The sequence below is a fragment of the Humibacillus xanthopallidus genome (genome assembly GCF_006716675.1).
Classification (GTDB): Bacteria; Actinomycetota; Actinomycetes; order Actinomycetales; family Dermatophilaceae; genus Humibacillus; species Humibacillus xanthopallidus_B.
In genome coordinates this window covers 439,453-462,500 of the sequence record NZ_VFPM01000003.1, presented here as the reverse complement: position 1 = coordinate 462,500, position 23,048 = coordinate 439,453, and the positions used below count along the sequence as shown (strand labels likewise).

The window sequence follows — 23,048 nt, the reverse complement described above, 5'->3', positions numbered from 1 at the left end:
GGGAGGGGTGGACAGCCGCCATTTTGACAGGCCACACCCCAACACGCCCAAGCAGGTCGGCTTCGGCACCGTCACGATTGAGGCACGGGTGGGTCTGGCCCGGTTTGAGGTGACCTCACTGCGGAGCGGCTCAGTGGAGCCGCACGCGGGGGTCGAGCACGGCATAGAAGATGTCGACGACGATGTTGGCCACGACGACCGCGAGCGAGGCGAACAGGACGATTCCGATGATGACCGGCAGGTCCTGCTGGTTGATGGCATCGATCGAGGTCTTGCCGAGGCCGGGCAGGCTGAAGACCGTCTCCGTGACGACGACGCCTCCGACGAGCGCGCCCACGTCGATGCCGAACTGGGTGACGATCGGGGTCAGGGCCGCGCGCAGGGCGTGCCGCGTGATGACGCGGCTCTCGCGGATGCCCTTGGCTCGGGCGGTGCGCACGTAGTCCTCGCCGAGGACCTCGAGCATCGAGGCGCGGGTGAGGCGGGTGTAGGTCGCGGCCGAGACGAGGGCGAGCGTGAACCACGGCAGGATCATGTGCTGCAGCCACGGCCCGAAGCCTTCGCTCAGGGGCGCGTAGCCGCCCGGCGGGAAGATCGGGTAGCCGGCGACGGTCAGCTGGTAGTAGAGGAAGTAGAGCAGGAGCAGGCCGAGGAAGAAGGTCGGCATGGAGTAGAAGAAGAGTGCGAAGGCGGTGAGCGAGCGGTCGGTGACCGACCGCGGGCGGATCGCCGAGACGACGCCGTTGAAGACGCCCATGACGAGCCAGATGATGGCGCCGCCCACGACGAGGCTCAGGGTGATCGGCAGCGCCTGCGCCATGATCTCGGTGACCGGCACCTGGTGGTAGTAGTCGTAGCCCAGGTCGCCGTGCAGCGCCTTGCCGAGGAAGTCGAGGTACTGCTTCCAGATCGGCTGGTCGAGACCGAGCCGCGCCGAGATGAGCGCGACCGTCTCGGGGGTCGCCTGGCGGCCGGCCAGGGTGCGCGCGACGTCGTTGGGGGCGATGAAGAAGAGGGCGAAGACGGCCAGGGAGATGAGCCACATGATGAGCAGGCCCAGAGCCAGTCGGCGGAGGAGGAAGCGTGCCATCGACTCAGCCCCTCACTCGAAGATCCGGTCGCTGCGCGGGTCGAACGCGTCGCGCACGCCGTCGCCGAACAGGTTGAAGGCCAGGGTCGTCATCAGCAGGGCCAGTCCGGGGAAGACCATGAACCACCACGCCGTCGTGTAGTAGTTCTGGGCGTCGCTGATCATGCCGCCCCAGTCGGCCGTCGGCGGCGCGAGCCCGAGGCCGAGGTAGGACAGCGTCGCCTCGACGACGATGACGACCGGGATGAGCAGGGACGCATAGACGATGACGGGGGCGAGGATGTTGGGCATGATGTCGACGAACATGATGCGGCGGTCGGAGGCCCCCAGCGAGCGCGCCGCCTCGACGAACTCCCGTTCGCGCAGCGACAGCACCTGACCTCGGACGATGCGGGCGACCGCCGCCCAGCTGAAGAAGCCGATGACGAGCACGGTCACGGCGAGGCTCGGCCCGGTGATCGACACGAGCGCGATGGCGACGAGCAGGAACGGGATCGACAGCACGAGGTCGATGAGGCGGGCGAGCAGCGTGTCGACGGCGCCCCCGAGGAAGCCGGCCGCCAGCCCGACGACGACGCCGATCAGCACCGTCATGAGCGTGGCTGCGACACCGACGAGGAGCGAGACCCTGGCGCCGTAGGCGATCCGCACGAAGATGTCGCGCCCGAGGTCGTCGGTGCCCAGCCAGAACTCCGAGCTCGGTGGGAGGGGGAGGCCGTCGGGGGACAGGCCGGTCTCGCGGTACTGCTCGTTCGGCGGGTGTCCCGTGATCGCCGTCGTCACCGGGGCGAAGATGGCGAGGAGGATGATGAGCCCGATGACGACGAGGGAGCCCATCGCCACCCGGTCGCGGCGCAGCCGCTGCCACGCGAGGAGCCACGGGCTGCGCCCTTCGATGTGACGGGCCTCGAGGGGCCGCTCGTCGACGTCCTCCGGGGTGAGGAAGGCCGGCGCCTCCGCCTGGGGTTCGAGGTCGGTCAGCCGGGGGGCCGTGGGGTCCGTGGGGTCGTGGGGAGGAACGATGCTCATCGGGACTCTCCACCGGGCTCGGTCGGGGCCGCGGCCCCGAGTGGGACGGCGTCGTCGTCGACCGTCTGCGCGGCGTCGATGTGAGGACGGGCCAGGGAGAGGTCCTCGCCGATGGTCAGCGGGTGGTGGCAGGCGGTCGGGTGCTCGACCGTGTCACCGAGCACCGGACGCAGTGCCGGCTCCGTCGCGACGCAGTCCTGGCGCGCCTTGGGACACCGCGTGTGGAAGCGGCAGCCCGAGGGCGGGTCGGTGGGAGTCGGCAGGTCGCCGGAGAGGACGATCTGCTCGCGGCTGTCGGCGAGGTCCGGGTCGGGCACGGGGAGCGCCGACAACAGGGCACGCGTGTACGGGTGCCGGGTCGTGCTGAAGAGCGCGGGGGTGGGTGCCGTCTCCACCACCTTGGCGAGGTACATGACTGCGATGCGGTCGCTGACGTGGCGCACGACCGACAGGTCGTGGGTGATGAAGAGGTAGGTGAGCGAGAACTCGTCCTGCAGGTCGATGAGCAGGTTGATGATCTGGGCCTGGATGGAGACGTCGAGCGCTGAGACCGGCTCGTCGCAGATGACGAGCTTGGGACGAAGGGCCAGCGCCCGCGCCACGCCGATGCGCTGGCGCTGGCCCCCCGAGAACTCCGCGGGGAATCGGTTGTAGTGCTCGGGGTTGAGCCCGACGGTTGCCATGAGGTCCTGCACCTTCGTCTTCAGCTCGCGCCCCGTCGCGGTGCCGTGGATGACGAACGGGTCCCCGATGATCGCGCCGACCCTGCGCCGTGGGTTGAGCGAGCCGTAGGGGTCCTGGAAGATCATCTGGACGTCACGGCGCACGACGCGCATCTCGCGCCGGTCGAGATGGGTGATGTCACGGCCGTCGAACCACACCGTGCCGCTCGTGACGTCGTAGAGCCGCGCCATGCAGCGCGCGAGGGTCGACTTGCCGCAGCCGGTCTCGCCCACCAGGCCGAGGGTCTCGCCGGCATCGATCTCGAGCGTGACGTCGTCGACGGCGTGCACCTTGGCGGTGTCGCGGCGCCAGCTGCCGGAGCTGACGGGGAAGGACTTCGTGAGCCCCTCGACGCGGAGCAGGGGCTCGGTCATGGGCCGACCTCGACACGCGGCGCGGGGGTGCTCGCCCGCGGCTGGTCGAGCTCTCGCTGGACGCGGGCCGCGCGCAGCGACTCCCGATCGCCGAGGACCGTCGTCAGCCAGCAGGCCGAGGTGTGGGCGGGGTCGTCGAACACCATGCGCAACGGCGGTGTCTCGCTCCAGCACCGGGCGAACGCGTACGGACAGCGAGGCGCGAAGGGACACCCGGCAGGCAGGCCGATGAGCGACGGGGGGACCCCGAGGATGGGCGTCAGGCGGTCGCGCGCGCCGCCCCTCGCGGGGAGCGAGCCGAGCAGGCCCTCGCTGTAGGGGTGGTGGTTGGCGTAGAAGAGGGTGCGCCGCGCGGCGCGCTCCATGGCCGACCCGGCATACATGACGACCACCTCGTCGGACATCTCGGCCACGACCCCGAGGTCGTGGGTGATGAGGATGATGGCGGTGCCGAAGTCCTCCTGCAGCCGCCGCATCACGGCGAGCACCTGCGCCTGCACCGTGACGTCGAGCGCCGTCGTCGGCTCGTCGGCGATGAGCAGGACGGGATCGAGCGCCATGGCCATGGCGATCATGACCCGCTGGCGCATCCCGCCCGAGAACTGGTGGGGGTAGTCGTCGATCCGGGTCCGGGCGTGGGGGATGCCCACGACGCCGAGCAGGTCCGCAGCGCGTCGTCGGGCCGCCGCCGTCGACACGCTGCGGTCGTGGGCCCGGATCATCTCGACGATCTGCCAACCCACCGTGTAGTAGGGGTGCAGGCTCGAGAGCGGGTCCTGGAAGATCATGCCGATGCGGGCGCCCCGGATCGTGCGGAGCACCTCCGAGGAGGCTCCGATGAGCTCCGTGCCGTCGAAGCGCGCCGACCCGCTGACCCGTGCGCCGCTCGTCAGCCCGGTGATGGTCTGGGTCGCGACGCTCTTGCCCGACCCGGACTCGCCGACGATCGCGAGGGTCGAGCCGCGGTCGACGTCGAAGGAGAGCCCCCGCACCGCCTCCAGCACCCCGTCGGGGGTGTTGAAGGCGACGCGGAGGTCACGGACCTCGAGGAGAGCCATGGTGTCGGCGTCTGGTTCTCGCTCAGCCGCCCTGCTTGTCCGGGCTCAGCCAGACGTTGGTCGGGTCGAAGTTCTGGATCGCCGGCACGTAGACGGCGCCCTGCACCTGGCTCGCGCGGTAGTTGGCCTGAAGCGGGTTGGTGATGGGGAAGAAGGGGGCGTCCTTCATGACCGCCTGGTCGGCCTGTGCCCACATCGAGGCGGCCTCGTCCTGCGTCTTCGCGGAGCCGGCCTGCTGGATGAGCGCGTTGGTTGCCGGGTTGTCGTAGAGACCGAAGTTGCTGCCGTTCGGTGGGAAGGCCGGCTTGCCGTAGAAGAGCGGGTTGAAGAACGACAGCGCGGCGTTGCCGTACCAGTCGGAGCCCCAGCCGGCGACGGCCAGGTCCCAGACACCACGTTGCGCGACCGTGGGCACCTGGAGGTACTTCGTGTAGAAGTCGGCATTCGGCGACGGCACGCCGACGACGGTGACGCCGATCTTGGAGAGGTCCTGCTGGACGGTCTGGAAGGTCTTGCTGCTGCCCTGCGACGAGTTGCGGTAGAGCATCTTCAGGGTGAGCCCGTTGGGGTAGCCGGCTGCGGCGAGGTCGGCCTTGGCCTTGGTCGCGTTGTAGGGGTAGAGGTCGAAGTTGTTCTCACCGCCGATGACGTTCGAGGGCACCACGTGGGTCAGGGCCTCGTTGAGCTTCGGTCCGCCGAGCACCTGGATGATGTTGGTGCGGTTGATCGCCTCCGACAGCGCCTGGCGCACCTTGACGTTGCCGAGCGCCCCGTTGGTGTTGGGGGAGACGGTGTTGAAGACGACGTAGGGGTTGCTCGACGAGGTCGGACCGAGGCTGAGGTTGGGATCGTTCTTTGCGATCAACGCCGGCAGCTGCGAGGGCGGCGGGAAGTTGTCCCATTCCATGTCGGCAGTCGGCGTGCCGGTCTGCAGCTGCTGCTGGGTGGAGTCCTGGGTGACCGTCTCGTTGATGACGATCTTGTCGACGTAGGCCTTGCGGATCGGGTCGGAGCCGGCGGACCAGGCCGGGTTGCGCGTGAAGGTGATGTTCTTGGTGGGGGAGTACGACTCGATCATGTAGGGCCCGTCGGAGATCGTGTGCGACGCGAGCTCGGCGCTCGCCGGCACGTAGGCGTCGTACTCCTTGGGCGCGGGCGAGAAGGCGGGCAGCGTCAGCATGTCGGGGAAGTAGCTGGCGGGGTGGGTCAGCGTGAACTTCACCGTGAGATCGTCCTTGGCGACGACTCCCGGCAGCGGGGTCGAGTCCATGTATGCCGTCATGGCCGCCGGCGTGTGGCCCACCTTGGCGAAGCCGTCGCAGAAGCTCTTGAGCCCCACGATGAGGTCGAGGTAGTCGGGCAGGCCGCCGAAGGGCTGCGCGGGGTTGCAGGTGCGCTTCACACCGCGGACCAGGTCCGCGGCCGTCACTTGGCGGGCCGGCGAGGTGTTCCACTTCGCGCCGGACCGGATCGTGATCGTGTACGTGAGACCGTCGGCACTCAGCCCCTTTCCGGTCGTCGGCATCTCGGCGGCAAGGTCGGGTACGGCGTGCGTCGTCTCGCCCGCCCTGGCCGGGTAGGTGAACAGCTGCCGGCTCCACTCCCGCAGGCCGAGGTAGCCGATGCTGTAGTAGCTGATGTTGGGGTCCATGTAGTCGACGTCGCCGCTGCCGAGCATGTTGAGGGTTCCGCCCCTCACGGCCGCGGCGCCGGCGGAGCTGCCGGGTGCGGTGCCCCCGGTGCCACCGGTCGACCCGGTGCTGCACGCCGTCAGTCCCAGCCCGACGGCTCCGATGGCGGCCACCCACGTGAGCGCCCTGGTGTTCCTGGTCATGAGGTCCCTCTTCCGTGACGGGCACGAATGCAGATTCGGCAGCCCCTCGAGGAGGCCGCCCGATTCACGCTAGGCACGGCCGACGCGCGCCGGACGCTTCAGCGGCAAGGTGACACGGGAGCGCAAAGACAGAGTCATCAACCGCGACCGTGTGTGACGGTTCGGTGACGGATGTCATCGTGCGGTCGGAGCCGGCGTGATACTGGCCTCATGACGCGGCGCGTGCTGCTCGTCGAGGACGACGCAAGGGTTCGGCGCGTCCTCCGGCTCGCGCTCGAGGACGAGGGCTTCTCCGTGAAGGAGGCGGCCGACGGGGGGCAGTGCCTCACCGACCTGCCCGAGGTGGACCCCGACGTCGTGCTGCTCGACCTCATGCTCCCGGACACTGACGGCTTCTCGGTATGCCGTGAGATCCGCCGAACGAGCAGCGTGCCCGTCATCATGGTGACGGCTCGCACCGACAGCCACGACGTCGTGGCGGGCCTCGAGTCCGGCGCGGACGACTACGTGACCAAGCCGCTCGTCGCGCGGGAGCTGACAGCCCGCATACGGGCGATGCTGCGACGGGTCGAGCCTGCGGTCGACCACCGGCCACGGCGCGTCGTCGTCGGCGAGCTCGCGATCGGGCTCGACGACGGGGTCGTCACCCGGGCCGACCGGCGGATCTCGTTGACCCGCACGGAGTTTCGCCTGCTCGTCGAGCTGGCTGTCGCTGGCGGCAGGATCCGCAGCCGCGAGGAGCTGCTCGACCGGGTCTGGGGCTACGGCTACTTCGGCGACAGCCGCATCGTCGACGTCCACATCCGCCGGCTCCGGCAGCGCATCGAGCCGGACCCCGCCAACCCGAGGTATGTCGTGACGGCGCGCGGTCTGGGATATCGGCTGGCGATCTGAGTGCACGGCCTGCGGTGGCGGGTGACGGTGGCCTTCGGTCTGCTGTCCCTGGCCGTGTCGGCCGTGCTGTCGCTGCTCATCTGGTCGGTCCTGTCGAGCTATCTCGTGACCCAGCGCGAGTCGATGGCGGTGGCCGAGGGTGAGCTCGGTCGCACGGTCATCGAGGAGGGTCTCGTGTCGCGGGCCGGACTCGTGACGGCGCCCCTCGACGGGTTGCCGACGACCCAGTCGTCCGCGTCGCTCTGCCTCGTGGGCGGGCAGTGGTACTCCACCTCGCCCCGGGTCCCCGCCGCAAGCCTGCCGACAGCGCTCGTGGACGCCGTCACGAGCGGCCAGGAGTCGACCCAGCGGGTCGAGCTCGGAGGGAGCCTGGTGCTCGCCGTCGGCGTGCCGCTCACGCCGGCCCACTCCGGCTTGTTCGAGGTCTTCCCCCTGACCGACCTCGACCAGACACTCCGGACGCTGTCGACCGCGCTGGCGCTCGGTGCGGCGGCGACGGCCCTCCTCGGCGCGGCGCTGGGGCGCGGCGCGAGCCGGCTCGCCCTGAGACCGCTGGCAGAGCTGGGGAGCGTGGCAGCCGCGGTCGCCGAGGGACGTCTCGACGCGCGTCTGCAGACCGACCGGGACCCCGATCTCGGCCCGCTCGGGGCGTCGTTCAACCGGGCGGTGGCCGAGCTCGAGCACCGGGTCGAGGCAGACTCGCGCTTCGCGGCCGACGTGAGCCACGAGCTGCGCACACCGCTCACGACGATGCTCAACTCGATGCAGGTGATCAAGAACCGGGAGGCCTCCCTGCCCGCCTCCGTGCGTGAGCCGCTCGACCTGCTGGCCGAGGAGCTCGAGCGGTTCCGACGGCTCGTCGTCGACCTGCTCGAGATGGCTCGTCACGATGCCGGTCAGGGCCTCGTGCTCGAGGAGGTCAACCTCGCAGACCTCGTGCGGACGGCCGCAGACCACACCGCCGGGCGTCCGGTGACCGAGCCCGCGCACCCCCTCATGACACGGGTCGACAAACGCGGACTCGAGCGGGTCGTGGCCAACCTCGTCTCGAACGCCGAGCTCCACGGCGGGGGCGTGCTCGCGGTGCGCCTCTCGCGGCGCGGACCGATCGCCCGCATCGAGGTCGACGACGCCGGGCCCGGCGTTCCCGGGGAGCAGCGCGGCCGCGTCTTCGACCGCTTCTCGCGCGGCACAGCCCCGTCCGAGCGAGCCGGCCTGGGGCTCGGGCTCGCCATCGTGCAGCGCCACGTCGCGCTGCACGGGGGATCGGTCGCCGTCGAAGACCGCCCGGGAGGAGGCGCGCGGTTTGCCGTCGAGCTGCCGATCACGGACGTCTGAGCGGCGTCCCCGACCCCGGGTCGAGGTGGTGGCGTGGCTCGTCGTGGGGCTGGCCGCCCTGGTCGGGGTGTCGGCCTGCGGCCTCGGCGCGCAGGACGCCCCCGTCCCGGTCCAGGGGGCGAACGTCAGGAGCACCGGGCCGGGCCTGGGGTCGGGCTCGCTCACACCCACGGCGGTGCCGTTCACGATGCAGGCCTACCTCCTGCGGGGCGACCGGCTCGTCCGGGTCGAGCGCGAGGTCGCGGAGGGATCCGGTATCGGTCCACCGCTCGCCGCCCTCTCCCTGCCCCTGACGAGGGACGAGGTGGCGCAGGGGTTGCGGACCGCCCTGCCGACCACGGCGGACGCCGTGCCCCTGACCGGCCGGCTGACGCCGACGGGGGTGGCCGAGGTCGACGTGCCACCGGGCTTCGACCGCCTCTCCCTGCGCGAGCAGGAGGCCGCGCTCGCCCAGCTCGTCTTCACCCTCACGGCCGACACCATCGCCACCGGGGTGCAGGTCGCCTCGGACGGCAGGGCGCTGTCGATGCCCGACGCGACGGGCCAGCTGCTCTCCAGGCCGCTCGAGCGCACCGACTTCACCGCCCTCGCTCCGGCATCCTGACCGGCATCCTGACCGGCATCCTGACCGGCTCCGCGCCGGTCCTCAGCGGCGAGCGCAGGTGAGCCGCCTACAGTTGGTGCATGGAGCGGCGGATCTTCGGGATCGAGAACGAGTACGGCGTCACCTGCACGACGCAGGGGCAGCGTCGGCTCACGCCCGACGAGGTCGCCCGCTACCTCTTCCGTCGGGTCGTCGCGTGGGGTAGGTCGAGCAACGTCTTCCTCGGCAACGGCGCCCGGCTCTACCTCGACGTGGGCTCCCACCCGGAGTACGCGACCGCCGAGTGCGACTCGGTGCGCGAGCTCGTCATCCAGGACAAGGCGGGGGAGCGGATCCTCGAGGGTCTCGTCGAGGACGCCCAGAGCCGGCTGCGAGACGACGGCGTCGAGGGCGAGATCTTCGTCTTCAAGAACAACACCGACTCGGCAGGCAACTCCTACGGCTGCCACGAGAACTACCTCTTCGGCCGGTCCGGGGACTTCACCCGCGTCTCCGACATGTTCATCCCGTTCCTCATCAGCCGCCAGATCGTCTGCGGCGCAGGCAAGGTCGTCACCACCGCCCATGGCGCCAGCTACGCCGTCAGCCAGCGGGCCGACCACATCTGGGAGGGCGTCTCCTCCGCGACGACCCGCAGCCGGCCGATCATCAACACCCGCGACGAGCCCCACGCCGACGCGGAGAAGTACCGCCGCCTCCACGTCATCGTCGGCGACTCGAACATGTCCGAGACGACGACGCTGCTCAAGGTCGGCAGCGCCGACCTCGTGCTTCGGATGATCGAGGCGGGCGTCGTCATGCGCGACCTCACGATGGAGAACCCCATCCGGGCCATCCGCACGATGAGCCACGACCCAACCGGCCGCGCGACGGTGCGCCTCGCGAACGGCCGCGAGCTGTCGGCCCTCGACATGCAGCGCGAGTACCTCGACAAGGCCCTCGACTTCGTCGACCGCGAGGGGATGACGAGCGCGGACACCAAGCAGGTGCTCGACCTCTGGGGTCGGGCCCTCGATGCCATCGCGACCGGCGACCTCGACGCCATCGACACCGAGATCGACTGGGTCATCAAGCACCGGCTCATCGAGCGTTACCGCGAGCGCCACGGGCTCGCCCTCACCGACGCCCGGGTGCAGCAGCTCGACCTCGCCTACCACGACATCAACCGGCGACGCGGCCTCTTCTACCTCCTCCAGCGGCACGGGAGGGCAGCCCGCGTCGCGACCGATGTCGAGGTCTTCCAGGCGAAGGTGCGCCCGCCGCAGACCACGAGGGCCAAGCTGCGCGGCGACTTCATCCGGGCCGCGCAGGCGCACGGACGGGACTTCACGGTCGACTGGGTGCACCTCAAGCTCAACGACCAGGCCCAGCGCACGGTGCTGTGCAAGGACCCCTTCCGGGCGGTCGACGACCGGGTCGACCGGCTCATGGACACCATCGAGCGCTCGCCGTCCATCCAGCGTCCGCTCTGAGGTGTCCGCCACCTGTGAGGTGCTGTCCGCCGGCTGTGAGTGGCCGGCGCCGGGGACTCACGGGAACTCACGGGTGCTCGCCGGGGGTTAGAGTGACGGGGTTTGCCGAGCGGACCCCTGTGCCGCCCGCCCCCGATCCGAAAGTGCTCTCGTGCGCCCCTCCCGTCCAGCCCTGACCGTCGCCGCCTCACTGTCCCTCGCCCTGTTGGCCGGGTGCGGCAGCACCAGCACCCCGAGCGCGGGTGGCACGACCGCGGCCACCTCGGCTGCTCCGTCGGTCGCCCTCAAGGGCGTGACGGCCACGGGGGCGGTCGACCTCAAGACGGCGCCCAAGGTGGCCCTCGGCAAGACGCCGATCAGCTCCACCGCCGTCGAGCGCAAGGTGCTGACGCCGGGCACCGGCTCGGCCGCCACCAAGGCCGACACCGTGAGCCTGCGCGCCCAGATCTACAACGGCACGAGCGGCAAGCTGCTCGACGACGGCTACGCCGCCGGCCGTAACCCCGAGGGCTACCGGCTCGGCCGCACCGACCTCATCGCGGGCTTCACCGAGGGCCTGCTCGGAGCGACGAAGGGCTCGCGGGTCGTCTTCACGATCCCGCCGGCCAAGGGCTTCGGCGAGCAGGGCAACAGCCAGCTCGGTGTCGCGGGCACCGACACGATCGTCGTCGTCGCCGACATCGCCGACGTCCACCGCGGCCTCACGCAGGTCGACGGCACCCAGGCCGCCAGCCCGGCCGGCCTGCCGACGGTGGCCTTCCCCAACGGCCCCACCAAGGAGCCCACGGTCACGGTGCCGAAGTCGGCGGCGCCGACGGAGACCAAGGAGGCCACCCTCATCGAGGGCAAGGGCGCCACGGTCCAGAAGGGCCAGACCATCTCGGCGCAGTACCACGGCGTCCTCTGGCGCGACGGCAGCGTCTTCGACTCCTCCTGGCAGCGCGGCGCCGCGGCCGACTTCCCGATCGGCGTCAACGCCGTCATCCCCGGCTGGGACAAGACCCTCGTCGGCAAGAAGGTCGGCAGCCGCGTGCTGCTCGTCATCCCGCCGAAGGATGGTTACGGATCCGCCGGCACCGGGGACAAGATCAAGGGCACCGACACGCTCGTCTTCGTCGTCGACATCCTCGACGCGTACTGAGCCCCGGCAGCCACCGGAAGTCATCGGCAGTCACCGGCGGGGACCGACTCCGCCCCAACGAAGGGAACACGCAGCATGGCACTCGACCCGGACCGCACGAAGCCCGAGATCGACTTCCCCGAGGGCGAGGCTCCGGCTGACCTGCTCATCGAGGACGTCATCGTGGGCGACGGCCGCGAGGCCAAGGCCGGCGACACCGTGAGCGCCCACTACGTCGGTGTCGCGCACTCCTCGGGCGAGGAGTTCGACTCCTCGTGGAACCGCGGCGCGCCGCTCGACTTCCGGCTGGGCGTCGGCATGGTCATCTCGGGCTGGGACAAGGGCATCGAGGGCATGAAGGTCGGTGGTCGCCGCAAGCTGACGATCCCGCCGCACCTCGCCTACGGCGACCGTGGGGCGGGCGCCGCCATCGCCCCCGGTGAGACGCTGATCTTCGTCGTCGACCTCGACGACGTGCGCTGACCCAGCCTTCGCCACACGTACGACACGCAGGTATGCCGTGGGGCCGCGGCCCCGCGGCATACCTGCGTCTGCGTCGGGTAGCGTCGGACTGCCCACCCGTCCAGCGACCCCCGCCACCCACCCAGCGGGCTCCCCAGGAAGGTCGTGATGAGCCCCGCGTCTGCCTCGGCCGAGAAGACCGAACGGCTGCTCAACCTCATCCTCGCGCTGAAGTCGGCGAGGCGACCGGTGTCGAAGCATAGGATCCGCGAGTCGCTGCCCGCCTATGCCGCGGCGACCTCCGACGAGGCGTTCGACCGGATGTTCGAGCGAGACAAGGACGAGCTGCGCGAGATGGGCATCCCCATCACGACGACCGTTCTCGACGTCCTCTTCGACGACGAGGTCGGCTACCGCATCGACTCGAACGAGACGACCCTGCCGGCGATCAGCTTCGAGCCCGACGAGGTCGCAGCCCTCGCACTCGCCGCGCGGGCGTGGTCGACGGCGAGCATCTCGGGGGCCGCGTCGGCGGGGCTGCGCAAGCTGCGCCTGTCCGGCGTCGAGATCGACGAGTCGGTCGCTGCCGGGGCCGAGCCGCGCATCCGCACCAAGGAGCCGGCATTCGATGCCGTGCATGCGGCGCTGTCGGCGCTCCAGCCGATCACCTTCGACTACCGCAAGAACGACGGTGAGCTGACGACCCGACGGGTCCAGCCGTGGGCCCTCAAGAACTGGCACGGCCGGTGGTACCTCACGGGCTACGACCTCGACCGCGAGGACGACAGAGCCTTTCGCCTCAGCCGCTTCGAGGGGGCCGTGCGCAAGCTCGGCCGTGCCGGCAGCTACGCCGTGCCCGAGGGCTACGAGCCGGACGTCGCCCTCGAGCAGCAGGCGGCGGCCTCGGTGGGCACCGCTCGCGTCCGGCTGCGCCACGGGAGGGGGCACACCCTGCGTCGTCACGCGCTGTCGGTGACCGAGCTCGACGAGCGCTGGTCGGAGGTGGAGGTGCCCTACTGGCGTGGCTCGACGGAGCGCGACGTCGTCGCCCTCGGGCAGCACGCCGTCGCCGTCTCGCCGCCGGAGCTCGTCGACGCCGTCCGCTCGACGCTCCTCGCGGCTGCCGAGGCCAACGAGAGGACGCCGGCATGAGCGCGGCCCGCCCGGCGCGCAAGCCGCCGGAGACCGCGACCCAGCGGCTCGGCCGGCTGCTCGACATGGTGCCGTGGCTCATCCAGCACCGCGGGGTGCCGATCGAGGAGGCGGCGAGCGAGTTCGGTGTGAGCACCGAGCAGATCGTCGAGGACCTCGAGCTGCTCTTCGTCTGCGGCACGCCGGGCTACGGTCACGCCGAGCTCATCGACGCCTCGTGGGAGAGCGGGCACGTCTACCTCGACAACGCCGACGACATCGCGGCCCCGATGCGCCTCACGCGTGACGAGGCCGTGACGCTCACGGCGGGGCTGCAGGCGCTCGGTTCGAGCCTCGTCGGCTCCGACGTCGCCGAGCGCACGCTGGCCAAGCTGCGGGCCGCGGCTGCCACGACGGTCGACGAGAGCGTGGGCCGCATCGAGCTCGATCTCGACGACGGCAGCCAGCATCCGGCGATGGCCACGCTCAAGGACGCCTTCGCCCGGGGCCGACGGGTGCACCTGGGCTACTACGTCGCCACCCGTGACGAGTCGACCGAGCGCGACGTCGACATCATGCGCATCGTCAACCTCGACGGGCAGTGGTACGTCGAGGGCTGGTGCCACCGGGCCCGGGGGGTGCGCCTCTTCCGCCTCGACCGGATCGAGCACGCCGAGGTCCTCGACGTCGACGGCACCCCGCCGCCGGAGGCGCGACCTCGCGACCTCGACGACGTCTTCGTCCCCGGTGAGAACGACCTCACGGTCGTGCTCGAGGCCAGCCGCTGGGCCGCCTGGATCGCCGACTACTACCCCAACGAGGGGGTCGAGCGCGGCCCTGACGGGTCGCTCCGGGTGACGCTCAAGGTGGCCGACCCCGCCCTCGTGCGCCGCCTCGTGCTGCGACTCGGGGGGGAGGTGCGGGTCGTGGAGCCGGCTGAGCTCGCACAGGCCGTCGCGCAGGAGGCGCGCTCCGCCCTCGAGGCCTACGACCGTCTCGACACGTGATCGGCGAGATGATTACCCGGGGTGCACCGGGGTGAGCCACCGCACACCAACGTATGCTGGTGCCTTGCAGCGAGGATGCTGCGCCGACCCGGCCGACCGGACCGGACTTCGACGAGGAGTAGAGACATGCCCAACCTGGGTGCCCCCGAACTGATCATCATCGCGATCGTCATCATCGCCCTGTTCGGATGGAAGAAGCTCCCCGACATGGCGCGCAGCCTGGGCCGCTCGGCCCGCGTCTTCAAGTCCGAGGTCGACGAGCTGAAGAAGGACGGCAAGCCCACGACGCCGAGCGAGGCGTCGCGCACGACCGTCCCCGGCGACGTCGTCGACCCCTCCGCCGAGGAGCGCCGCGTCGCGGACGAGCGGGTCGCCGAGGCCGAGCGCCAGGCCGCTGCTGCCCGGGCCGAGGTCGAGCGCCTCCGTGCCGCGAGCGCCGAGCCGACCGACATCCGCCGCGACACGACCCTCTGAGCGGGGCGCCCACCGCGCCCGCTTCTGCACGGACGGACCTGAATGCCCTCGTTCCGACGTCACCGCGACCCCGAGGGTCGCATGTCGCTCGGCGACCACCTCCGGGAGCTGCGCAACCGCGTCACCATCGCGGCCGTCGCCATCCTCCTCGGCGCGGTCGTCGGGTGGGTCTACTACAACCAGATCATCAACGCGCTGACCAAGCCGCTCCAGGATCTCCAGGCGAGCCGCGCCGACGGCGTCGTCAACATCAACTTCGCGGGCATGACCGATGCCTTCGCCCTCCAGCTGACGACCTCGCTCTTCGTCGGCGTGATCCTCGCGTCGCCGGTCTGGCTCTTCCAGATCTGGGGCTTCATCGTCCCCGGTCTGACGAAGAAGGAGAAGCTCATCGCGCGGCTGTTCGTCGTCGCCGCGGTGCCACTCTTCCTCGCCGGATGCTTCTTCGCCTTCATCATGGTTCCGAAGGCCGTCGCGGTGCTGCTGGGCTTCACCCCCGAGGGCGCCTACAACCTGCAGGACGGGTCGCAGTACCTCAACTTCGTGCTGAAGTTCATCGTCGCCTTCGGCTGCGCCTTCCTGCTGCCCGTCTTCCTCGTGGCCCTCAACCTCGTCGGCATCCTGCCGGCACGCGCGATGCTGAGGAGCTGGCGCCCGGCCGTCATGATCATCTTCGTCTTCGCCGCGATCATGACGCCGACGCCCGACGCCTACACGATGATCTTCCTCGCCTCACCGATGATCGCCCTCTACTTCGCCTCGATCGGGGTGGCCTTCCTCCTCGACCGGCGCAAGGAGGAAACGAAGCCCGACTGGCTGGACGTCGCCGACGACGAGGCCTCGGCCCTGTAGCGTTCGAGTGTGTCCCACCAGACCGACCGCGTCGCCCTGATCGTCAACCCGACGGCCGGCAAGGGCTCGGGCCGGCGGTTGGGAGAGCTGACCCGGGCGGCCCTCGTCGCTCAGGGCCACGAGGTCATCGACGTGTCCGGGGTCGACTACGCAGCCGCTCGTGATCGCGCGCAGCGCGCTGTCGCGGACGGGGTCGAGACGCTCGTCGTCGTCGGCGGCGACGGCATGGCGCACCTCGGCACCAACCTCGTCGCGACGACTCCGACGCGCCTGCTCGTCGTGGCTGGCGGCACGGGCAACGACGTCGCGGCCAACCTCGGTCTCCCCGTCAACGACCCCGCGGCCGCGGTCGCGCTGCTCCGGCACGGCACGACCCGGGCCATCGATGCCGGTCTCGTGCGCAACGGCGAGCGCGGCGACCGGTGGTTCGCCGGCGTCCTCGGCGCCGGCTTCGACGCCGTCGTCAACGCCCGCGCGCAGCGGATGCGCTGGCCCCGCGGGCAGATGCGCTACAACCTCGCCATCCTGCGGGAGCTGCCCGTCTTCCGTCCCATCCCGTATGCCGTGGAGCTCGACGGCGAACGCATCGAGACCCGTGCGATGTTGGTGACCGTCGCCAACACGACGTCCTTCGGTGGCGGCATGCGCGTCTCCCCGGACGCCGACCCGGCCGACGGCCTGTTCGACGTCATGATCGTCCACGAGCTGTCGATCCCGGCCTTCCTGCGGGTCTTCCCGAAGGTCTTCTCCGGCACCCACGTGACCCACCCGGCGGTCGAGATGCACCGGGCCGCCCGGGTGCGGCTGGAGGCGGACGGCATACGCTCGCAGGCCGACGGTGAGTCGTTCACCGACCTGCCCATCGACGCCGAGGTGGTGCCGGGGGCGCTCCGCGTGGTCGTGCCCGCCCCCGTGGGTACGCAGTCCGAGAAGGAGGTGGGGTCGTGATCGCGTCGTGGCCGCAGCTGGCCGAGTTCGCGGGGCAGCTCGACTTCCCGCTCGACGACTTCCAGGTCGAGTCGTGCCGCGCCGTCGAGGAGGGGCGTGGCGTGCTCGTCGCGGCGCCGACGGGCGCCGGCAAGACGGTCGTCGGCGAGTTCGCCGTCCACCTCGCCCTCGCGACCGGCCGGAAGGCGTTCTACACGACGCCGATCAAGGCGCTGTCGAACCAGAAGTACGCCGACCTCGTGCGCCGTCACGGCGCCGACAAGGTCGGGTTGCTGACGGGAGACGCCTCGATCAACGGTGAGGCGCCGGTCGTCGTCATGACGACCGAGGTGCTGCGCAACATGATGTATGCCGGCTCGACCACCCTGCGCGGGCTCGGCTGGGTCGTCATGGACGAGGTTCACTACCTCGCCGACCGCTTCCGCGGCGCGGTGTGGGAGGAGGTCATCATCCACCTGCCCCCCGACGTCAGTGTCGTGTCGCTCTCGGCGACCGTGAGCAACGCCGAGGAGTTCGGGGCGTGGCTCGGCGAGGTGCGCGGCGACACGGAGGTCATCGTCTCGGAGCACCGGCCCGTGCCGCTCTGGCAGCACATGATGGTCGGCCAGTCGATGTACGACCTCTTCGTCGAGCAGGTCGACGACGACGCCCTCGATCTCGACGACGCGGGCGCCTCGTCCGTGACCCCGGGCATGGTGCCGGTGACCGTCAACCCCGACCTCGTGCACGCCATCCGCGGCACCGAAGGACGCGGGGCCTGGGACTCGCACTGGGTGAGCAACCGGGGCGGCAGGCAGAAGGGCCGCGGCAAGAACGGCTCACGCGGACGCGACGACTGGTCGGGCCGTGGCCGTCGCGACGCGGGTCGGAATGGCCAGAACGGCGAGCGCCAGAACGGCCGCGGCGGCCAGAATTCCCGGGGCAGTCAGGGCGGTCAGGGCGGGGGAGGTGGCGCCTTCGTGCGCGGTGGCCGGCCCGGCGGCGGTGCGAGCCGCTTCGAGGTCATCGACCGGCTCGAGCGTGAGGGGCTGCTGCCGGCGATCACGTTCATCTTCAGCCGCGCCGGGTGCGAGGCGGCGGTCGGTCAGCTGCTCGCGAGCGGGATGCGCCTCATCAGCGAGGTCGAGGGGGAGCGCAACCGTCGCGTCGTCGAGGAGCGCATCCAGGGGCTCGCCGACGAGGACCTCTCGGTCCTCGGCTACTGGGACTTCGCCGACGGCATCGCCCGGGGCTTCGCGGCCCACCACGCAGGCATGCTGCCGACCTTCCGCGAGATCGTCGAGGAGCTCTTCACCGAGGGCCGTATCAAGGCGGTCTTCGCCACAGAGACGCTCGCCCTCGGCATCAACATGCCGGCGCGCACGGTCGTGCTCGAGAAGCTCGTGAAGTTCAACGGCGAGAGCCACGTCGACATCTCCCCGGCGGAGTACACCCAGCTGACCGGGCGCGCCGGGCGGCGCGGCATCGACATCGAGGGCCACGCGGTCGTGCTGTGGAACCGCGGCCTCGACCCGGCTGCCGTCGCCGGTCTCGCCTCGACGCGCACGTATCCGCTGCGCTCGAGCTTCCGGCCGACCTACAACATGGCCGTCAACCTCGTGCGGCAGTTCGGCCGCGACACGGCGCGCGAGATCCTCGAGACGTCGTTCGCGCAGTTCCAGGCCGACCGCGCCGTCGTCGGGTTCGTGCGCACCGTGCGCCGCAACGAGGAGGCGCTGGCCGGTTACGAGGAGTCGATGCGCTGCCACCTCGGCGACTTCGCCGAGTACGCCGCCATCCGCGACGAGATCCGCGAGCTCGAGCGTGACGGAGCCAGGCGCCGGTCGGCCTCGATGCGCGAGGACGCGGCCGGCTCTCTCGAGGCGCTGAAGATCGGTGACATCGTGCGGATCCCGGCGGGGCGGCACAGCGGCCTTGCGGTCGTCGTCATGCCCAACCGGGGCGGGCGCGGTGAGGCTGCCTCGCCCGCCGTCGTCACCGAGGACCACCACCTGCGGCGGCTCACGCTGCACGACGTGCCCACCCCCCTCGAACCGCTCGGCACGATGCGGGTGCCCAAGCAGTTCAACGCGCGCAACCCCAAGGCCCGCCGCGACCTCGCGGCCACGCTGCGCGCCCAGCTGCCGCACGACCCGCCGCCGCGACGCAGGGCGGCGGTCGACGTCACCGACCCGGGCTCGGACCGCATCGACGAGCTGCGACGCGAGATGCGGGCACACCCCTGCCATCGCTGCCCCGACCGCGAGCACCACGCGCGGTGGGCGGAGCGGTGGTGGCGGCTGCGCCGCGAGACGGACGGCCTGCAGCGCAAGATCGACGGGCGCACCAACTCGGTCGCGAAGACCTTCGACCGCATCTGCGAGCTGCTCGTCGAGATGGGCTACCTCGGCGAGGGTGGCACGACGATCACGGCCGAGGGCGACCGGCTGCGCCAGCTCTACACGGAGAAGGACCTGCTCGCCGCCGAGTGCCTGCGCGAGGGGCTGTGGAACCGCCTCGACGCGCCCTCGCTCGCTGCCGTCGTCTCGACGCTCATCCACGAGCCGCGCCGCGAGGAGGGCGGCCTGACGCCCCGGTGGCCCAACGACGACGTGCGCGAGGCCTACGACCGCATGATCACCGTCTGGAGCGACCTCGAGGACGCCGAGGGCGCCCTCGCCCTTCCCCGCACCGGTATGCCGGACGGCGGGCTCGCGTGGGCCGTGCACCGGTGGGCGAGCGGCCAGCGTCTCGAGGACGTCCTGCGCGGCACCGACCTCGCGGCCGGCGACTTCGTCCGTCGCTGCAAGCAGGTCATCGACCTGCTCGGTCAGCTGACCGACGCCGCCGATCCGGCCCTCGCAGCGATGGCACGCTCCGCGAGCGACAAGGTGCTGCGCGGCGTCGTCGCCGCCGACCGCCTGGACTGATCACAGACGTCCCCAGCCGCCGCCCCTCGATCGAAAGAGCAGTCCGTCGTCCCGATCGAAAGAGCACTCCGTCGCCTCCCGATCGAAGGATCAGTCCTGGCTGCGGGATCCGCGATCGCTACGCGCCGTGCGGCACGGTCGGGGTCCATCCAGCCGGCGGGTCCTCACCGACGCGTCCGTCGACGGCCTCGCGGATGAGATCGGCATGGCCCGTGTGGCGGCCGTACTCCTCGACGAGGTCGCAGAGGAGCCGGCGCAGGTTGGCGTGGTCACCGGCGTCGTTGTGGGCGGCGATCGGTTGCTCGAGCCCACCCTCCGCCAGGGCCGCAGCCAGGCGCCTTCGGGAGCGGGCGACGGCACCGTCCCACACGGCATACAGCTCGCTCGGCGTGTCGTCGGCGGCAGACGTCAGCTCCCAGTCGTCACTGCCGTCCCATCCCCAGCCCTCCCAGGGCTGCCCCAGCGGCTCGCCGCGCAGCTTGCGGGTGAAGCAGTGGTCCTCGTTGGCAGCGAGGTGCTTGAGCAGCCCGCCGAGCGTCAGCGTCGAGGCACCGACCGTGGTGCGCAGGCCGTCGGCGTCGAGCCCGTCGGCCTTCCACCGGAAGGTCGCGCGCAGGCGCTCGAGGGCGCCGACGAGCTGCTCCGTCTCGGTGCCGGCGAGGGGCGGCTCCCACGGGGTATCGGTCACGGGAGGCACGGGAGGCACGGGAGGCACGGGAGGCTCGGAGGAGGTCATCACTCCACGCTAGGGCGCGACACCGACAGCCGGTCGCTTGCGACTCACCCGATGCGCAGGGCGGTGACGACGCGGTCGAACGAGGAGGTCAGACCGTGCTCGATCGCGAGGCGCGACATGAGCGTGGGGTCGGCGACCGCGCTGGGCAGAGCCATGTCGACCTCGGGCAGGGTGGCGTCCCGAACGACCTCGACGACCCGAGGAGCCACGTCGAGGTAGGCCGCGCCGGCTTCGAGCCGCGCCCGCTGGGCACCCTTGAGTGCCGGGTCACCACCGTCGAGGGCGGCACGCAGGGCCGCGAGTGAGCCGTAGGTCGTGATGAGCTTGGCGGCGGTCTTCTCACCGATCCCGGCGACACCCGGCAGGCCGTCGCTCGCGTCCCCGCGCAGGACGGCCATGTCGGCGTAGGCGGCCCCCGTGCTCACGCCGTACTTCTCCGCGATGAAGGCCTCGTCGACGACGTCGGGGGAGCGCACCCCACCACGGGCCGTGTAGAGCACCCGGATCGCGTTCGCGTCGTCGACGAGCTGGAAGAGGTCGCGGTCACCCGTGACGACGTCGACGGGCATCTGGCCGGTGAGGGTCGTCGTCAGGGTGCCGATGACGTCGTCAGCCTCGTGCCCGTCGATGCCGACCCGTGCGATGCCGAGGGCCGCGAGCGCGTCGACGATGATCGGCACCTGCACCGAGAGCGCCTCGGGCACGGTCTCGCCGTTGAGCGCCTCGTCGCTCGCACCGGCCACCCGGTGCGCCTTGTAGGACGGGATGGCCTCGACACGGAAGGCAGGACGCCAGTCGTTGTCCCAGCAGGCGACGAGATGGGTCGGCCGCCCCCGCTCGACGAGAGAGGCGATCATGTCGAGGAAGCCGCGCACCGCGTTGGTGGGCACGCCGCTCGGGCCGATCACCTCGGGAACCCCGAAGAAGGCGCGGAAGTAGAGCGACGCGGAGTCGAGGAGCAGGGCGCGCTGGTTCGGCATGGGCCGAGACTACCGAGGTGTCCTGCGGTCCCGGACGCCACGAGGAGTACCGCGATGAGGGATGTGCCAGCGGGGCGCCCACGGCGTGGTCTACCCTCACGCGCATGGAGGAACTCGACCGCCGCCTCGTGGGACTGCTGCTCGCCGACGGACGGATGAGCTACACCGACCTCGGCAAGGCCACGGGCCTGTCGACGTCGGCCGTGCACCAGCGCGTTCGCCGGCTCGAGGAGCGGGGTGTCATCACCGGCTACGCCGCCACCGTGTCACCCGAGGCGCTGGGCCTGTCACTGACCGCGCTCATCTCCGTGACGCCCTTCGACCCGAGCGCGCCCGACGACGTTCCGGAGCGCCTCGCCCACATCAGCGAGATCGAGGACTGCCACTCGGTCGCCGGTGTCGAGAGCTACATCCTCAAGGTGCGGGTGGGCACCCCGAGCAACCTCGAGGACCTGCTCGCGCGCATCAGGTCCGCTGCCAACGTGTCGACCCACACGACGGTCGTGCTGTCGACCCCGTGGGAGGGGCGCAGCGCCTCCGCCACGCCGCGCGACAAGGGCTGACCCGTCCCGCTGGGGTCTCCCGCAACGAGCCCCGACGACGCCCCCGAGAGACCCGTCCCCGCCGATGACCTTCACCGACGTCGCCCCGCTGTCTCCGCGGCAGGCGCAGCTGCTCGACGGCTGGTTGCCGGGGGCCGAGATCGTGCGCGACCACGGCTGGGGCCTCGTCGCCACGACAGTGCTCGAGATCGTGCACGACGGCCACCGCCTCATCGTCAAGGCGGGGGGGTGAGAGCGACGGCCACATCCACCGGGAGGTGCGGGCGCACCGGGAGTGGCTGCGCCCCTGGCTGGCTGACCGGCGTGCGCCACGGCTCGTGCACGCCGACGTCGGGGCCAAGGTCCTCGTCACCCGCTACCTCCCGGGCCGTCTCGTGCTCGGCCACGGGGCCGCTGACGAGCCGGAGACCTACCGGCAGGCGGGCGCCCTCCTCGCATCACTGCACGCGCAGGACCCTCACCCCGACCCGGACCACGAGCGCCGCGAGAACGCCAAGGCTCTCGCCTGGCTCGACGGGACCCATCGGATCGACACCCGCACCGAGCAGCGACTGCGGTCGCTCGTCGCGTCGTGGCCCGCCGAGCCGGTGATCGTCGTGCCGACCCACGGCGACTGGCAGCCGCGGAACTGGCTCGTCGACGACGGGACAGTGCGCGTCATCGACTTCGGTCGAGCCGACCTGCGGCCCGCGATGACCGACCTCACCCGGCTCGCGGCCCAGGACTTCCGCCGCAACCCGTCCCTCGAGGAGGCGTTCCTCGACGGCTACGGCAGCGATCCGAGGGAGCCCGCCGCGTGGCTGCGCACCCGCGTGCGCGAGGCCATCGGCACCGCCTGCTGGTCGTATGCCGTCGGCGACCCGGCGTTCGAGGAGCAGGGTCACCGGATGGTGGCCGACGTGCTCGACGAGGCGTGACGACTGCCTCGCCGCCGAACGCTCAGCGTCGAGGGCGCCCGATCGGCGCGCGCACCGCTCTGGTGACCGAGGCGAGGTCGGTGGGGGAGAGGCCCAGGTCGAAGCCGCGCCGGCCGCCGGACACGTAGACCGTCTCGTGCGCGTATGCCGTCTCGTCGAGGACGGTGGGAAGTGGCCGCTTCTGCCCCACCGGGGAGATGCCGCCGACGACGTAGCCGGTCGACCGCTCGGCGGCCGCGGGGTCGGCCATGAGGACCGACTTGACCCCGAGCGCCGCGGCGACGGCCTTGAGGTCGAGCTCCCCGCCGACGGGAACGATGCCGACCGCCAACCCACGACCGGTGTCGACGAGAAGGGTCTTGAAGACCGTGGCCGGGTCGAGGCCGAGGGCCTCGGCGGCTTCGAGCCCAAAGCTCGGCGCCGACGGGTCGTGGTCGTAGGGATGTCGCGTGAAGGTCACCCCGGCGCGGTCGAGCGCGAGCGTCGCCTGGGTCGTCGGGCCCTCCGCGTCCTTGGCGCGCGCGCGAGCCATG

23 protein-coding genes are annotated in these 23,048 nt (G+C 71.1%); 15 read left to right on the top strand and 8 right to left on the bottom strand.

Annotation, left to right across the window (positions count from 1 at the left end):
- Positions 1–130: 130 nt before the first annotated feature.
- From FBY41_RS17255 to FBY41_RS17235, 5 genes are read right to left on the bottom strand one after another with little or no spacing between them, the layout of a single operon-like run.
- Positions 131–1,090, bottom strand: a complete 960-nt coding sequence (locus tag FBY41_RS17255) for an ABC transporter permease (protein WP_141845506.1) — start codon at positions 1,088–1,090, stop codon at positions 131–133.
- A 12-nt stretch (positions 1,091–1,102) separates the two neighbouring features.
- Positions 1,103–2,119, bottom strand: coding sequence for an ABC transporter permease (locus FBY41_RS17250; RefSeq protein WP_141845505.1), 1,017 nt, complete (start codon positions 2,117–2,119; stop codon positions 1,103–1,105).
- The gene (locus FBY41_RS17245; protein ID WP_141845504.1) at positions 2,116–3,216 is read right to left on the bottom strand and encodes an ABC transporter ATP-binding protein; all 1,101 of its coding nucleotides are present in this window, start codon (positions 3,214–3,216) and stop codon (positions 2,116–2,118) included. The genes FBY41_RS17250 and FBY41_RS17245 overlap by 4 nt, the downstream gene beginning before the upstream one ends.
- On the bottom strand, positions 3,213–4,274 hold the full coding sequence (locus tag FBY41_RS17240) for an ABC transporter ATP-binding protein (RefSeq protein ID WP_141845503.1): 1,062 nt from the start codon (positions 4,272–4,274) through the stop codon (positions 3,213–3,215). Before FBY41_RS17240 ends, FBY41_RS17245 begins: the two co-directional genes overlap by 4 nt.
- 22 nt (positions 4,275–4,296) lie before the next feature.
- Positions 4,297–6,108 carry an ABC transporter substrate-binding protein gene (locus tag FBY41_RS17235; RefSeq protein WP_141845502.1) on the bottom strand — a complete coding sequence of 604 codons (1,812 nt, stop codon included), beginning with the start codon at positions 6,106–6,108 and terminating at the stop codon, positions 4,297–4,299.
- Positions 6,109–6,318: 210 nt separating this feature from the next.
- On the opposite strand from FBY41_RS17235, the gene FBY41_RS17230 reads away from it, so the two are divergent.
- The 12 genes from FBY41_RS17230 (at position 6,319) to FBY41_RS17175 (ending at position 19,319) form a co-directional block, all read left to right on the top strand.
- Positions 6,319–7,002 carry a response regulator transcription factor gene (locus FBY41_RS17230; protein ID WP_141845501.1) on the top strand — a complete coding sequence of 228 codons (684 nt, stop codon included), beginning with the start codon at positions 6,319–6,321 and terminating at the stop codon, positions 7,000–7,002.
- Positions 7,003–7,023: 21 nt separating this feature from the next.
- Positions 7,024–8,340, top strand: coding sequence for a HAMP domain-containing sensor histidine kinase (locus FBY41_RS17225; RefSeq protein ID WP_141845500.1), 1,317 nt, complete (start codon positions 7,024–7,026; stop codon positions 8,338–8,340).
- A 28-nt stretch (positions 8,341–8,368) separates the two neighbouring features.
- The gene (locus tag FBY41_RS17220; protein ID WP_141845499.1) at positions 8,369–8,944 is read left to right on the top strand and encodes a GerMN domain-containing protein; all 576 of its coding nucleotides are present in this window, start codon (positions 8,369–8,371) and stop codon (positions 8,942–8,944) included.
- 80 nt (positions 8,945–9,024) lie between these two features.
- A complete protein-coding gene (pafA, locus tag FBY41_RS17215) occupies positions 9,025–10,416 on the top strand; it encodes a Pup--protein ligase (RefSeq protein ID WP_141845498.1) in 1,392 nt (463 codons plus the stop codon).
- Positions 10,417–10,567: 151 nt separating this feature from the next.
- Positions 10,568–11,557, top strand: coding sequence for an FKBP-type peptidyl-prolyl cis-trans isomerase (locus tag FBY41_RS17210; protein ID WP_141845497.1), 990 nt, complete (start codon positions 10,568–10,570; stop codon positions 11,555–11,557).
- Between the two features lie 75 nt (positions 11,558–11,632).
- A complete protein-coding gene (locus FBY41_RS17205) occupies positions 11,633–12,019 on the top strand; it encodes an FKBP-type peptidyl-prolyl cis-trans isomerase (RefSeq protein ID WP_141845496.1) in 387 nt (128 codons plus the stop codon).
- A gap of 147 nt (positions 12,020–12,166) precedes the next feature.
- The gene (locus tag FBY41_RS17200; RefSeq protein ID WP_141845495.1) at positions 12,167–13,150 is read left to right on the top strand and encodes a helix-turn-helix transcriptional regulator; all 984 of its coding nucleotides are present in this window, start codon (positions 12,167–12,169) and stop codon (positions 13,148–13,150) included.
- On the top strand, positions 13,147–14,136 hold the full coding sequence (locus FBY41_RS17195; RefSeq protein ID WP_141845494.1) for a helix-turn-helix transcriptional regulator: 990 nt from the start codon (positions 13,147–13,149) through the stop codon (positions 14,134–14,136). Before FBY41_RS17200 ends, FBY41_RS17195 begins: the two co-directional genes overlap by 4 nt.
- A 126-nt stretch (positions 14,137–14,262) precedes the next feature.
- Positions 14,263–14,610, top strand: a complete 348-nt coding sequence (gene tatA, locus FBY41_RS17190) for a Sec-independent protein translocase subunit TatA (RefSeq protein ID WP_141845493.1) — start codon at positions 14,263–14,265, stop codon at positions 14,608–14,610.
- Positions 14,611–14,652: 42 nt separating this feature from the next.
- Complete coding sequence (gene tatC, locus FBY41_RS17185) at positions 14,653–15,462, top strand: twin-arginine translocase subunit TatC (RefSeq protein ID WP_260439868.1); 810 nt, start codon at positions 14,653–14,655, stop codon at positions 15,460–15,462.
- A gap of 9 nt (positions 15,463–15,471) precedes the next feature.
- Positions 15,472–16,410 carry a diacylglycerol/lipid kinase family protein gene (locus tag FBY41_RS17180; RefSeq protein WP_141845492.1) on the top strand — a complete coding sequence of 313 codons (939 nt, stop codon included), beginning with the start codon at positions 15,472–15,474 and terminating at the stop codon, positions 16,408–16,410.
- Positions 16,407–19,319: a DEAD/DEAH box helicase gene (locus tag FBY41_RS17175; RefSeq protein ID WP_141845491.1), complete on the top strand. Its 2,913-nt coding sequence runs from the start codon at positions 16,407–16,409 to the stop codon at positions 19,317–19,319. The genes FBY41_RS17180 and FBY41_RS17175 overlap by 4 nt, the downstream gene beginning before the upstream one ends.
- A 118-nt stretch (positions 19,320–19,437) precedes the next feature.
- Here FBY41_RS17175 and FBY41_RS17170 read toward each other — a convergent pair whose 3' ends face one another.
- Both FBY41_RS17170 and FBY41_RS17165 read right to left on the bottom strand, forming a co-directional pair.
- Entirely contained in the window at positions 19,438–20,007 is a 570-nt protein-coding gene (locus FBY41_RS17170) for a mycothiol transferase (RefSeq protein ID WP_141845490.1), read from the bottom strand.
- A 92-nt stretch (positions 20,008–20,099) separates the two neighbouring features.
- Entirely contained in the window at positions 20,100–21,035 is a 936-nt protein-coding gene (locus FBY41_RS17165; protein WP_141845489.1) for a 5'-3' exonuclease, read from the bottom strand.
- 104 nt (positions 21,036–21,139) lie between these two features.
- On the opposite strand from FBY41_RS17165, the gene FBY41_RS17160 reads away from it, so the two are divergent.
- The 3 genes from FBY41_RS17160 to FBY41_RS17155 all read left to right on the top strand — a co-directional run bounded on the left by FBY41_RS17160 (position 21,140) and on the right by FBY41_RS17155 (position 22,515).
- Complete coding sequence (locus FBY41_RS17160) at positions 21,140–21,598, top strand: Lrp/AsnC family transcriptional regulator (protein ID WP_141845488.1); 459 nt, start codon at positions 21,140–21,142, stop codon at positions 21,596–21,598.
- A gap of 64 nt (positions 21,599–21,662) precedes the next feature.
- Positions 21,663–21,830 (top strand): hypothetical protein, encoded by a 168-nt coding sequence (locus FBY41_RS23655; protein WP_221629330.1) that lies wholly within the window; start codon positions 21,663–21,665, stop codon positions 21,828–21,830.
- Positions 21,831–21,855: 25 nt separating this feature from the next.
- Positions 21,856–22,515, top strand: coding sequence for an aminoglycoside phosphotransferase family protein (locus FBY41_RS17155; RefSeq protein ID WP_221629329.1), 660 nt, complete (start codon positions 21,856–21,858; stop codon positions 22,513–22,515).
- Between the two features lie 22 nt (positions 22,516–22,537).
- Here the strand turns inward: FBY41_RS17155 and ybaK are convergent, their stop codons facing one another.
- Entirely contained in the window at positions 22,538–23,047 is a 510-nt protein-coding gene (ybaK, locus tag FBY41_RS17150) for a Cys-tRNA(Pro) deacylase (RefSeq protein WP_141845487.1), read from the bottom strand.
- Position 23,048 lies beyond the last annotated feature (1 nt).